At 71.2% G+C, this 12,770-nt stretch carries 11 protein-coding genes; 8 read left to right on the top strand and 3 right to left on the bottom strand.

From position 1 onward, the window contains the following. The first annotated feature begins 313 nt into the window (after positions 1 to 313). The 3 genes from ABGA99_RS18120 (at position 314) to fbaA (ending at position 2,836) form a co-directional block, all read left to right on the top strand. Positions 314 to 1,081, top strand: coding sequence for an aldose 1-epimerase (locus tag ABGA99_RS18120; protein WP_347578232.1), 768 nt, complete (start codon positions 314 to 316; stop codon positions 1,079 to 1,081). Between the two features lie 10 nt (positions 1,082 to 1,091). Next, a complete protein-coding gene (gene pyrE, locus ABGA99_RS18115) occupies positions 1,092 to 1,649 on the top strand; it encodes an orotate phosphoribosyltransferase (protein ID WP_347578205.1) in 558 nt (185 codons plus the stop codon). 164 nt (positions 1,650 to 1,813) lie between these two features. After that, positions 1,814 to 2,836, top strand: coding sequence for a class II fructose-bisphosphate aldolase (fbaA, locus tag ABGA99_RS18110; RefSeq protein WP_347578204.1), 1,023 nt, complete (start codon positions 1,814 to 1,816; stop codon positions 2,834 to 2,836). Between the two features lie 339 nt (positions 2,837 to 3,175). Here the strand turns inward: fbaA and ABGA99_RS18105 are convergent, their stop codons facing one another. Continuing rightward, on the bottom strand, positions 3,176 to 3,586 hold the full coding sequence (locus tag ABGA99_RS18105; protein ID WP_347578203.1) for a hypothetical protein: 411 nt from the start codon (positions 3,584 to 3,586) through the stop codon (positions 3,176 to 3,178). A 276-nt stretch (positions 3,587 to 3,862) separates the two neighbouring features. Between ABGA99_RS18105 and ABGA99_RS18100 the strand changes: the two genes are divergently transcribed. From ABGA99_RS18100 to ABGA99_RS18085, 4 genes are all read left to right on the top strand, one after another. Further along, positions 3,863 to 4,276: a DUF3151 domain-containing protein gene (locus ABGA99_RS18100; RefSeq protein WP_347578202.1), complete on the top strand. Its 414-nt coding sequence runs from the start codon at positions 3,863 to 3,865 to the stop codon at positions 4,274 to 4,276. Between the two features lie 169 nt (positions 4,277 to 4,445). Then, complete coding sequence (locus tag ABGA99_RS18095; RefSeq protein ID WP_347578201.1) at positions 4,446 to 5,375, top strand: tryptophan 2,3-dioxygenase family protein; 930 nt, start codon at positions 4,446 to 4,448, stop codon at positions 5,373 to 5,375. Beyond that, complete coding sequence (gene kynU, locus ABGA99_RS18090) at positions 5,368 to 6,681, top strand: kynureninase (protein ID WP_347582999.1); 1,314 nt, start codon at positions 5,368 to 5,370, stop codon at positions 6,679 to 6,681. The genes ABGA99_RS18095 and kynU overlap by 8 nt, the downstream gene beginning before the upstream one ends. Continuing rightward, entirely contained in the window at positions 6,668 to 7,546 is an 879-nt protein-coding gene (locus ABGA99_RS18085) for an alpha/beta hydrolase-fold protein (RefSeq protein WP_347582998.1), read from the top strand. The genes kynU and ABGA99_RS18085 overlap by 14 nt, the downstream gene beginning before the upstream one ends. Before the next feature lie 58 nt (positions 7,547 to 7,604). On the opposite strand, the gene ABGA99_RS18080 is transcribed toward ABGA99_RS18085, so the two are convergent. Next, positions 7,605 to 8,183 (bottom strand): YbjN domain-containing protein, encoded by a 579-nt coding sequence (locus ABGA99_RS18080; protein WP_347578198.1) that lies wholly within the window; start codon positions 8,181 to 8,183, stop codon positions 7,605 to 7,607. Positions 8,184 to 8,273: 90 nt separating this feature from the next. Beyond that, the gene (gene clpB / locus ABGA99_RS18075) at positions 8,274 to 10,883 is read right to left on the bottom strand and encodes an ATP-dependent chaperone ClpB (RefSeq protein ID WP_347578197.1); all 2,610 of its coding nucleotides are present in this window, start codon (positions 10,881 to 10,883) and stop codon (positions 8,274 to 8,276) included. Between the two features lie 1,007 nt (positions 10,884 to 11,890). Between clpB and ABGA99_RS18070 the strand changes: the two genes are divergently transcribed. Beyond that, positions 11,891 to 12,757 (top strand): hypothetical protein, encoded by an 867-nt coding sequence (locus tag ABGA99_RS18070; protein WP_347578196.1) that lies wholly within the window; start codon positions 11,891 to 11,893, stop codon positions 12,755 to 12,757. Positions 12,758 to 12,770: the final 13 nt, after the last annotated feature.

Below are 12,770 nucleotides of genomic sequence, written 5' to 3'. Positions count from 1 at the left end.
GCACCCGCCACTGACCGGCTCAGCCGGAGGCAGGAGGGCTCCGCCCCGGCGGCCGCCGGCAGCGCAGCGCACACGGCCGGCTCCGGGCGGCCCGGCGCCGCAAGCCCCCGGCCCCGAGGGCCGACACGTCCCCCGGGCAGGCCCCCCTTCGCGCCCGCTCGCTTCCCCGCGCCCGCGGCGGCCCGCTCCCCGCACGTCCGCCGCCAGGCGGGCCGGCCCGCCGTCGACGGGTCCTGCGCGGCGGGGTGCGCCGTCCCTCGTCTAGGCTCGTCGCGTGCCCACACGTCTCACCGCCGGTGACGCCGAGTTGACGATGGATCCCCGCAACGGCTGCCGGGTCGCGAGCCTCCGCGTGGCCGGTACCGAGTTGCTGCGGGGCGGCGATCGCTACGGCTGCTTCCCCATGGTCCCCTTCTGCGGTCGCCTGGAGCTGGGCGAGTTCCGCAACGGCGGCGTCAAGCACCGCCTCCCCGCCGACGCTCCGCCGCACGCCATCCACGGCACCGGCCGCAGCACCGCCTGGCGCACCGTGCGCGCCGACGACGCCGCCGCCGCGTTCTCGTACGACCTCGCCGACCCCTGGCCGTACCCGGGGCGCGTGACCCAACTGGTCGAGCTGGAGCCGGACAAGGTGACGCTCACGCTCGCCGTGGAGACCGCAGGCGACTCCTTCCCCGCGCAGGCCGGCTGGCACCCCTGGTTCGTACGCCACCTCTCCGGAGACGACCCCGCCGACTCCGACGGCTCCGGCGTACGCATCGACTTCACCGCCGCCTGGCAGGAGCAGCGCGGCGAGGACCACCTCCCCACCGGCAAGCGCATCGAGCCGCAGCCCGGCCCGTGGGACGACTGCTTCGGCATGCCCGACGGCGTCGACGTGACGCTCACCTGGCCCGGCCGGGTGGAGCTGACCGTCACCAGCCGCGCGGAGTGGGTCGTCGTCTACGACGAGCAGCCCGAAGCCGTCTGCGTGGAACCGCAGTCCGGCCCGCCCAACGGGCTCAACACCCACCCCCGCCTCGTCACCCCCATCGAGCCGCTGGAGGTATCGACCACCTGGGCGTGGCGCACGCTCGGTTAGGCTCACCGCCATGAGCGACGCACATGCCGACCTGCTGGGTCAGATCAAGGACAAGGCCGTCGTGCACGGCAAGGTGACCCTCTCTTCCGGCATCGAGGGCGACTACTACCTGGACCTGCGCCGGATCACCCTGGACGGCTCCGCCGCGCCGCTCGTCGGCCGCGTCATGCTCGACCTCGCCAAGGACTTCGCGTACGACGCGGTCGGCGGCCTCACCCTCGGCGCCGACCCCATCGCCGACGCGATGCTGCACGCCTCCGCCGCCGCGGGCGACCGTGCACGCCCGCTGGACGCCTTCGTCGTCCGCAAGGCCAGCAAGACGCACGGCATGCAGCGCCGCATCGAGGGACCGGACGTCGCGGGCCGCCGGGTGCTGGTCGTCGAGGACACCTCGACGACGGGCGGTTCCGCGCTGACCGCCGTGGAGGCGGTGCGCGAGGCGGGCGCGGAGGTGGTCGCCGTCGCGACGATCGTGGACCGCGACACGGGCGCGGCCGAGCGGGTGCGCGACACGGCGGGCGTGCCGTATCTGTACGCCTACGGCCTCTCCGACCTGGGACTCGGCTGAGCGGTACGGAGCGCTCCCACGGGTCGGCGTGGGTTATCCACAGGGCGGGGAAGCGCGGGCGGACATCTGGGAGGATGGGGGCACTCCAGGGGCGCCACGGCAACGGAGCCGGTCGCACTCGTACACGCACTGCAGACACCCGCACGTCTCCAAGGAGCGGACAGATGCCCATCGCAACCCCCGAGGTCTACAACGAGATGCTGGACCGGGCGAAGGCAGGCAAGTTCGCCTACCCGGCCATCAACGTCACCTCGTCGCAGACTTTGCACGCCGCGCTGCGCGGCTTCGCCGAGGCCGAGAGCGACGGGATCGTCCAGATCTCCACAGGCGGCGCCGAGTTCCTGGGCGGGCAGTACAGCAAGGACATGGTCACGGGCGCGGTCGCCCTCGCGGAGTACGCGGCGATCGTCGCCAAGAAGTACCCCGTCAATGTCGCCCTGCACACCGACCACTGCCCCAAGGACAAGCTCGACGGGTACGTGCGCCCGCTGCTCGCCGCCTCCGAGGAACGCGTCGCCCGCGGGGAGAACCCGCTGTTCCAGTCGCACATGTGGGACGGCTCCGCCGAGACCCTCGCGGACAACCTGTCCATCGCCCAGGAGCTGCTGCCCCGCGCCGCCGCCGCGAAGATCATCCTGGAGGTCGAGATCACCCCGACCGGCGGCGAGGAGGACGGCGTCACCCACGAGATCAACGACGAGTTGTACACGACGGTGGACGACGCGCTGCGCACGGCCGAGGCGCTGGGCCTGGGCGAGCAGGGGCGCTACCTGCTGGCGGCGTCCTTCGGCAACGTGCACGGGGTCTACAAGCCGGGCAACGTCGTGCTCCGTCCCGAGCTGCTGAAGGACCTCCAGGAGGGCGTGGGCGCAAAGTACGGCAAGCAGAGCCCGTTCGACTTCGTCTTCCACGGCGGCTCCGGCTCCTCCGAGGAGGAGATCGCCACGGCCCTGGAGAACGGCGTGGTCAAGATGAACATCGACACGGACACGCAGTACGCCTTCACCCGCCCCGTCGCAGCGCACATGTTCCAGAACTACGACGGCGTGCTGAAGGTCGACGGCGAGGTGGGCAACAAGAAGGCGTACGACCCGCGCGCCTGGGGCAAGGTCGCCGAGGCATCGATGGCCGAGCGCGTCCGGACCGCGTGCGACCACCTGCGCTCGACGGGCACGAAGCTGAAGTAGCACCGCGTCGGCACCGTCCCGGCCGGGCCCACGGGCCAGGCCGGGTCAGTGGCCGGGGTGTCCGTGAGGTGAGGGGTGCGTGAGGTGTGCCGCGGTGGCGGCGGACTCTCGCATGGATCCGGGCGGCTGCGACACGGCGAATCCGTGGGGCGCCTGTGATCAGCGGATGCTTCGCCGGCACCACCCCGACCGGCGGCGACCGATCGAAGACCGGCGTGTCAGCGGGCAGTGCACAGGGAAGAACTCGGCGTCAGCGTGTGCCCTGGGGGCACTGCCGACGCCGAGTTCTCTGTCCCATCAGACCTCTTCCCGAGCAAAAGGTCTACGGATCAACAAACCTCAGAGGAGGTCCAGCAGGTCGCCCTCGTTCTCGGTCTCGGCCTCGCTGCCGCTGTAGTTCTTGTCGTTGTCGATGCCGCAGATGTTCTGGTTCGAGGTCGAGTCGGCGTTACCGGAGCCCAGGATCGGCACGGTGACGTCGCCCAGGTTGACGAGGCCGTTCTGGTACGTCTTCTCGCTGTTGTCGATCTTCTGGTCGCACTCGATGACCGTGGTGATCTTGTAGTCGTCACCCTTGTCGTGCTTGCCCTTGGGCGCCGACTTGGGGGCAGCCGTCGTGCCCTCGGTCGAGGTGGCACCCTGCGGGGCCGCGGCCTCCGTGGTGTCGTCGGCGGCGGCCACACCGGCGCCGAGCATGGAGATGCTGCCGAGCATCGCGCCCACAACCACGGCCTGACGAAGCTTGCGCATGCGTCCCTACTTTCTGTGTTTTGAGTGTGAATACCAGTCATCACACCAGTTGGTGCCCTTTCTAACCGTTTTCCGGCACTACCTGGTGGAGACACGCCACGCGTCGCCGAATCCGTCCTCGAAATTTCGGTGCGACGACGGCCGGCCGGCGAGCAGCCGGTCACCTCGCATCGACCAGGCAGGCCCGGCTCTCCGTGGTGAGGGCTGGGCCGGGAACCGCGGTCCATGCCGACCGCGGCGGTCACCGGCTGACCCGGTCGTGGCAGGCTGGAGCCCATGGCGATTCACGAGAACCTCCTCGGCGGCCCACCCCCCACCTACCTGCCCGAGGACCCGGGGCCGCGCGACCTGCTCGCGAGCGGCGCCGACCCGTCCGAAGTCGCGGCGAAGTTCCCGGCGTCCTCGCTGGCCTGGGCACAGCTCGCGGACGAGGCCTTCGAGGCCGGCCGCGCCGTCGAGTCGTACGCGTACGCGCGCACGGGCTACCACCGCGGGCTGGACGCCCTGCGCCGCAACGGCTGGAAGGGCCACGGCCCGGTGCCGTGGGAGCACGAGCCGAACCGCGGCTTCCTGCGCGCCCTCGCCGCGCTCGCCCGCGCGGCGCAGGCCATCGGGGAGACCGAGGAGCACGAGCGGTGCAGCACGTTCCTGCGCGACAGCTCGCCGACCGCGGCGGCAACCCTGTCCTGACGGGCCGAGGCCGGCCGGGGCGGCCGCTCTTGCCTCCCGCCGCCGTGCCGCGGATGATGCGAAGTGGGTACGGCACACCGGATGCGGCCGTACCCGAGGGGACCGGGGCCCTGTTGCCTGCAGGAAGGGGCGGACCGCTACCCGGTGGCTCTTGTGTGGGAGACAGCTCATGGAAAGCCGTGCTCACAACCCCCTGCCCGCGGAGACCGGCGGTCACCAGACCCCGGCCCACCAGCCCGACGGGCACCACCCTGACGGGAATCACCCCGACGGCCCTCAGCCGGACGGACACCAGCCCCCGAACCTCGACTTCCGGGGCACCACTCCGTACGAGGACTACGTCCAGGCGGACGTCCTCACCCATCTGCAGCACCCGCTCTCGGACGACCCCGGCGAGCTGGTCTTCCTGGTGACCACGCAGGTCATGGAGCTGTGGTTCACCGTCGTCGTACACGAGTGGGAGACCGCCGCCGAGGCGCTGCGCCGCGACGACCTGCCGGTGGCACTGGCGGCGCTGCGGCGCAGCACGTACGAGCTGCGCTCGCTGAACGCGTCCTGGGAGCCGCTGGCGCGGCTCACGCCGCGGCAGTTCAACTCCTACCGCGCCGCCCTCGGCGAGGGCTCGGGTTTCCAGTCGGCGATGTACCGGCGGATGGAGTTCCTGCTCGGCGAGAAGTCCGCGTCGATGCTCGTGCCGCACCGCGGCGCCCCGCGGGTGCACGACGAGCTGGAGAAGCAGCTCGGCGAGCCCAGCCTCTACGACGAGGTGCTGCGCTATCTGGACGCGAAGGGCCACCGTCTGTCCGCCGCCGTCCTGGACCGGGACCCGACGCTGCGGTACGAGGCGCACCCCGAGGTCGAGGCCGCGTGGGCGGCGGTCTACGCGGGCCCGCAGGACTCCGGTCTGATCAAACTCGGCGAGGTGCTGACGGACATCGCCGAGCTGGTGTGGCGCTGGCGCAACGACCACCTGGTGGCCACCCGCCGCGCGATGGGCGGGAAGGTCGGCACGGGCGGCTCGGCCGGGGTGTCGTGGCTGGAGAAGCGTGCGGCCAAGCAGGTGTTCCCCGAGCTGTGGACGGCGCGCAGCCATGTCTGAGGCGTACGCGCCGGGCGCGGCCCCGGCCGGTGGCGGGCCGGCGGTGGAGTTCACGGGGCTGGCGAAGCGGGCGGCGGAGCTGGACCTGGCGGACCCGCTGCGGGCGAAGCGAGCGGAGTTCGTCCTCGACGAGGCGGAGCCGTCCGGGGCGGAGCCGTCCGGCGCCGCGGCCGCCGGGCCGCCGGTCGTCTACCTCGACGGCAACTCCCTCGGCGCCCTCCCGGCCGCCGTCCCCGCCCGGGTCGCGGACGTCGTGGCGCGGGAGTGGGGGACGCTGCGGATCCGGTCGTGGACGGAGTCCGGCTGGTGGACCGCACCGGAGCGGATCGGCGACCGGATCGCGCCGCTGCTTGGTGCCGCGCCGGGGCAGGTGGTCGTCGGCGACTCCACCAGCGTCAACGTCCTCAAGGCCGTCGTCGCCGGGGTGCGCGTCGCGCAGTCCGGTGCGGGGGCGGCCCGGGACGAGGTGCTGGTCGACGCGACGACGTTCCCCACCGACGGCTATGTCGCCGAGTCCGCCGCCCGGCTGACCGGCTGCGCGCTTCGGGCCGTGGAGCCGCACGAGATCGCCGCCACCGCGGGACCGCGGACCGCCCTCGCGCTGGTCAACCACGTCGACTACCGCACCGGCCGGCTCCACGACCTGCCCGGCACCACCGCCGCGCTGCACGCGGTGGGCGCGCTCGCCGTGTGGGACCTGTGCCACAGCGCCGGTGCGCTGCCGGTCGGGCTCGACGAGCACGGGGTGGACCTGGCGGTGGGGTGCACGTACAAGTTCCTCAACGGCGGCCCGGGGTCGCCCGCGTACCTCTACGTACGGCGCGACCTCCAGTCCCGCTTCGACTCCCCGCTGCCCGGCTGGAACTCCCACGCCGACCCCTTCGCGATGTCCGCCGGCTACCGGCCGGCGGACGGCGCGGTGCGCGGGCGCGTCGGAACGCCGGACATCCTGTCGATGCTGGCGCTGGAGGCGGCGCTGGGGGTGTGGGACGGCGTCGCGATCGAGGCGGTACGGGAGAAGAGCCTGGCGCTGTCGGACTTCTTCCTGGAGTGCGTCGCGGCCCTCCCCGGCGGGCCGTCGCTCACGCCGCTGACCCCGCTGCCGCACGCCGAGCGCGGCAGCCAGGTCGCGCTGCGGTGCGCGGGCGCGGAGACGGTGATGGGCGAGCTGATCGCGCGCGGCGTGGTCGGCGACTTCCGGCCGCCGGATGTGCTCCGTTTCGGCGTGACGCCGCTGTATACCTCGTTCTCGGACATATACCGCGCTGCCGGAGTCTTGGGAGAGGTGCTGGATGACCGCCGTTGACGAACTGGACGACGAAGCCCGCGCCCTGTTCGCCCTGAAGCGCGTCGCGCCCACCCGCACGCTGGCGTACGGGAACCACCCGTCGCAGGTCGTCGACTTGTACGGGGACCCCGTGGCCCGGCCGTTGGTGGCCCTCCTGCACGGCGGCTTCTGGCGGGAACGCTACGACCGCACGTACCTGACGCCGCTGGCGGCGGCGCTGGCGAAGGACCTGAACGGGTGCGTGGCGCTGATCGAGTACCGCCGCGTGGGTACGCGGTCACCTGCGGCGGGCGCGGGCGCCGGCACCGCCGCGGACGGCCGGCCCGCCACGGACGGCACGGCAGTCGCGGGCGCGGCAGCGGACGCCGGCAGCCGAGCCACTGCGGGCGCGGCCTCGTGGGCCGACGGCGGCGGGGGGTTCCCCGCGACGTTCGACGATCTGCCGCCCGCGCTCGCCGCGTTGCCCGGGGCCGGGCCCGTGGTGCTCGCCGGGCACTCCGCGGGCGGCCACCTCGCGCTGTGGGCCGCCTCGCGGTGCCCCACCGCCGTCTCCCGCGTCGTCGGCATCGCCCCGGTCGCGGACCTGGCCCGCGCCCACGAACTGGGCCTCAGCGACGGCGCCGTCGCCGGGCTCCTCGGCGGCGCCGAGCGCGTGGCGGAGCGGCTCGACGAGACGGACCCGATGCGGATGCCGGCCCCGGCGGCGCCGGTCGTGCTGCTCCACGGCGAGGCGGACGCCGACGTACCGGTGGAGCTGTCCCGCCGCTACGCCCGCGCCGTGGGCGCACAGTTGCGGGAGCTGCCCGGCACCGGCCACTACGCACCCGTCACGCCGGGCACCCGCGCGTACGAGACGCTGCGGACCGCCCTGACGGAAACCTGACCGCCGCTCCGGCAAACCGCCGCGCACGGCCCACCCGCCGTGCCCGACCGCCGCGACCTCAGCTCTCCTTCGGCCCCTTGTCCCCCGCGTCGTCGGGCCCGTCCTCGCCGTCGCCCTCGCCCGGCTCGTCGCTGTCCAGCTCCTGCTGCAGCCCCAGCGTCTCCACCAGCCACTTGTCGAACTCGATCGACGCCCGCACCCAGCTCACGGTGCTCGACACGAAGTGCTCCAGCGCCACGCCCGTGCCGATCAGCATCTGCGCCTCGCCGATGAGCCGGACCGAGCCGTCGTCGTGCGTGTGCGTGTAGACCTTCGGCCACAGCGTGCGCCGGTTCCAGTCGTCGATGGCCTCCAGCAGCTCCGGCTTGTCGTCCAGCGAGTGCTGCCGGTCGTAGAAGGTCCGTACCGAGTAGAGCTGCTGCTCGTCCTCGCCGCGGAACATGAAGTACGTACGGAACTGCTCCCACGGCGCCGCGAGGTCCCCCTCCTCGTCGACGACGTACTTCAGCTCCATCTGGTCCAGGAGCTGCTTGACCAGATCCTGGTCGGGCACGATCGGCCCCTGCGGGCCACCGTTGCCGCGGGATTCGGGCTGCTGGCCCCCGAAGTTCGGGATCGAGGACGGGTCGATGCTCACGTGGGGTTCCCTTCGAACGGTTCGGCGCCCATCCTCCCCCACCGGGGGCCCGTGCCCGCAACCCGGCGACGACACCCTGTGGACAACTCGCTACGCCGGAGCAGCGCCGACCAGCAGCCGGTCCCCGAACACCTCCACGCGCACCGTGTCCCCGTCCCGCACCTCGCCCGCCAGGATCTCCTTCGCGAGCTGGTCCCCGATCGCCGTCTGCACCAGCCGCCGCAGCGGCCGTGCGCCGTAGCTGAGGTCGGGCGCCGGCTCGTCCTCCGGGACGCCCAGGCGGGCGAGCCAGGCGAGCGTCGCGTCGCTGACCTCCAGCGTGAGCCGGCGCTCGGCGAGCCGTTCCTGCAGATGGGCGATCTGGATGGCGGCGATGCGCTTGAGCTGGTCGCCGCCGAGTGCGTTGAAGACGACGAGGTCGTCGAGCCGGTTGAGGAACTCGGGCCGGAAGACCTTCCGCACCGTCTCCAGCACCCCCTCCCGCTTCTGCTCGTCCTTGATCATCGGATCGACGAGGAAGGTGGAGCCGAGGTTGGAGGTGAGGATGAGGATGGTGTTGCGGAAGTCGACCGTACGACCCTGACCGTCCGTCAGCCGCCCGTCGTCCAGCACCTGCAGCAGGATGTCGAAGACCTCGTTGTGCGCCTTCTCCATCTCGTCCAGCAGGATCACCGAGTACGGACGCCGCCGTACGGCCTCCGTGAGCTGACCGCCCTCCTCGTACCCGATGTACCCCGGGGGCGCGCCGACCAGGCGGGAGACGGAGTGCTTCTCGCCGTACTCGCTCATGTCGATGCGGACCATGGCCCGCTCGTCGTCGAAGAGGAAGTCGGCCAGCGCCTTGGCCAGCTCGGTCTTGCCGACGCCGGTGGGGCCGAGGAAGAGGAACGAGCCCGTCGGCCGGTTGGGGTCGGCGATGCCGGCACGGGTGCGGCGTACGGCGTCGGAGACGGCCCGTACGGCCGTGTCCTGGCCGATGAGCCGCCTGCCCAGCTCCTCCTCCATACGGAGCAGCTTCTGCGTCTCGCCCTCCAGCAGCCGCCCGGCGGGGATGCCGGTCCAGGAGGAGATGACGTCGGCGATGTCGTCGGAGCCGACCTCCTCCTTGACCATCGTGTCCCGCTTGACCTCCTCCTCGGCGGCGGACGCCTCCTCCAGCTCGCGTTCGAGGGCGGGCAGTTCGCCGTAGAGGAGTTTGGAAGCGGTGTCGAAGTCGCCGTCGCGCTGCGCGCGCTCGGCGGTGCCGCGCAGCTCGTCCAGCCTCTCCTTCAGCTCGCCGACGCGGTTGAGGCCCTGCTTCTCCTTCTCCCAGCGGGCGGTGAGGCCGCGCAGCTCCTCCTCCTTGTCGGCGAGGTCGCGCTGCAGCCGCTCCAGGCGCTCGCGGGAGGCCACGTCGGACTCGTTCTTCAGCGCCAGCTCCTCCATCCGGAGGCGGTCGACGGCGCGCTGCAGCTCGTCGATCTCGGTGGGCGAGGAGTCGATCTCCATCCGGAGCCGGGAGGCGGCCTCGTCGACGAGGTCGATGGCCTTGTCCGGGAGGAAGCGGGAGGTGATGTAGCGGTCGGAGAGGGTCGCGGCGGCGACGAGCGCGGAGTCCGCGATGACGACCTTGTGGTGGGCCTCGTAGCGCCCCTTGAGGCCGCGGAGGATGGCGATGGTGTCCTCGACGGTGGGCTCGGCGACGAGCACCTGCTGGAACCGGCGCTCCAGGGCGGCGTCCTTCTCGATCCGCTCGCGGTACTCGTCGAGGGTCGTCGCGCCGACCATGCGCAGCTCGCCGCGCGCGAGCATGGGCTTCAGCATGTTGCCGGCGTCCATGGCGGACTCGCCGCCCGCGCCGGCGCCCACGACGGTGTGCAGCTCGTCGATGAAGGTGATGACCTGGCCTTCGCTCTCCCGGATCTCGGCGAGCACGGTCTTCAGCCGCTCCTCGAACTCGCCCCGGTACTTCGCCCCGGCGACCATCGCGCCGAGGTCGAGCGCGACGAGCCGCTTGTTCTTGAGGCTCTCCGGTACGTCCCCCTTCACGATCCGCTGCGCGAGCCCCTCGACGACGGCGGTCTTGCCGACGCCGGGCTCGCCGATGAGGACGGGGTTGTTCTTCGTACGCCGGGAGAGCACCTGCACGACGCGGCGGATCTCCGGATCCCGCCCGATCACGGGATCGAGCTTGCCCTCGCGTGCGGCTGCGGTCAGATCGGTGCCGAACTTGCCCAGCGCCTGATACGTGCTCTCGGGGTTCTTCGTGGTCACGCGCCGGTCGCCGCGGATCTTCTCGAACGCCTGCACGAGCGCCTTGGCGCTCGCCCCCTGCTGCTTCAGCAGCTCCTTGGCCGCCCCGCCCTCGGCGGCGACCCCGATGAGCAGATGCTCGGTCGACACGTACTGATCGTCGAGCTTCCGCGCCCGCGCGGCGGCATCGGCCACGGCGGCCAGCAGCTCCCGGTCCGCCTGCGGCGGCGACACGGTGGCCCCCTGCACCCGGGGCAACCCGCCGAGCAGCGCCTCGGCCCCGGACCGCACGGCGGCCTGGTCGGCGTCGACGGCGGCCAGCAGATCCTGGAGGTTCTCGTTGTCCGCCACGTCGAGCAGCGCGAGCAGCAGGTGTACGGGGGTGATGTCCGGATTCCCGCCGGACACCGCGCGGCTGTTGGCGCCGGCGATCGCTTCCTGGCTCTTGTTGGTCAGCTCCGCGTCCACTGCTGTGTGCTCCTCCTTGCCGGGGTGCCGGTCGTGGGGTACACCTCGGCCCGCACTCGGCGTGCCTGAGGCGACGTAAGCTAAGTTGAGTCTACTCCACTCAACTCCAACCCGGCACCGGCTACCGGCGATCGCGACACGACCGCCGACCCCTAAGCATGCGCGCAGGCACACGCAAAAGCGGTGCCATCGCGGGGTTGCGTCCGCGATGGCACCGCTGGTGTGCCTTCGGGCGATCTGGACACGGGGGATACCGCCCGGTCAGGCACAGTGGGGGGTGTTGCTCTCGCTATCAGGTACGCCGTCGGCTGCTACGGGGACGTGATCCTCTTCGCCAAGATTGACGAAGATCACGCCGCAGCGCACCACGCAGCGTACATAGCGCCTTGGCCTCCGGCGGAAGGCCCGGACGCTCCCGCCCCGGTCACGAAGGATGGTGATCGGCTCACCCAGCAGGGCTACCGCCATCCTGTCCCCGGGTCGGGGAACCGCCGTAGCGAGATCGATGGAGTACCAATGGTTCTCCATCTTTCGGCGGTCGTCTGAAGTCATCGCCATACCTGTGTCTGCGTTGTCTGCTTCCCTACACCTCGTTCAGGTTCAATTCCATATGGGGTCTTGTTGTGGCGCCAGCGTCGCCGCGGAAGTTTCACTCCCGGGCTCACCAACTTGCGGTTCAGCTTGAGAGTTGGCCGCAAGCCCGATCGAGACTGCTGCAGCCAGCGCGACAACCCACCCAATCAACGCCCTCATGGGTAGTCCCGGCCTTCCTTGATTCGCTTCCCTGAGAAGAAGGTGCCGCACGTGGGAGCCGTTAACCACCTCCGCATTGCATCATGTTCCTGAATCTCAGCTTCCTGTGGGACGGATAAATGGGTGTTAATCATGGCGAACCAGACCACATGCACGGATACGCGGACCTGTGTGAGGCAGGCGCGGAGCTTTATGCCAGGGCGCTCCGAGCCGGTTGCATCGCCCGGTCCGAAGGAGAAGTCGCACCGTGTCTGATGGACCTGAGGCTGCTTCACCCGGATCCCGACGATCCGCAGCGGCTCCGTCCCGCTCCTCCGTCCGCGGTGCTGGCCCGGCTTGAACACCCCCTCGAACGGGAGATCCTGGAACGCAGAGAACAGACCCTCGCGCTGGCCGGCGCCTTCGAACCGTTCCTCGCCATCAGTGAAGAGCACCCTACGGTCAGTCGCGCCATCACGGAGCTGGACGGCGTCGATCACATCGACGCAACCATCGGCCGCGCCACGGAGGCGTGCGCGAAGGAACTCCTGACCGTACAGCCCGGAGGGCAACGCTCCGCAGAACTGCTGAACCGCGCGGTGGATCGGGTACGTCCGCTGATCGACCGCGGCGTCCACATACGAAGCCTCTACCAGCACACCGCGCGGCACAGCTACGGACTGCTCGCCTACCAGGAACGCGTGGGCTCGGACCGCATGGAGCTGCGGACCCTTGAGGAGCTTGTCGACCGGCTGATCATCATCGACCGGAAGGTCGCTTTCATCCCCGCGCAACGCGACCTGCCGGTGAACTCCAACCGCCAAGCCGCCCTGGAGGTGCGCCACCCGGGCCTCGTCGCCTACCTCATCGGCCTTTTCGAGCACCTCTGGCTGCACGCCACCCCCCTTGAGGAAGAGGTGCACTACGACCCCGCAGAGCCGGACGGCATCACCGGGATACAGCGCAGCATCGCCAAGCTGCTCATCGAGGGCCACGTAGACGAGGTCATCGCCGACCGGCTCGGCATGAACGTCCGTACCTGCCGAGGTCACATCGCCAAACTTGCCACCGCGCTCGGCAGCAACGGGCGGACCCAACTCGGTTACCTCATCGCCCGCTCCGGCATGCTCGACCGATCTTGATCACGGACGCCAC

The organism is Streptomyces sp. B5E4 (genome assembly GCF_039871555.1).
In the GTDB taxonomy this organism is placed as follows: domain Bacteria; phylum Actinomycetota; class Actinomycetes; order Streptomycetales; family Streptomycetaceae; genus Streptomyces.
Note: the sequence above shows the minus strand (reverse complement) of the source record. Positions and strands in the feature narration are given on the sequence as shown.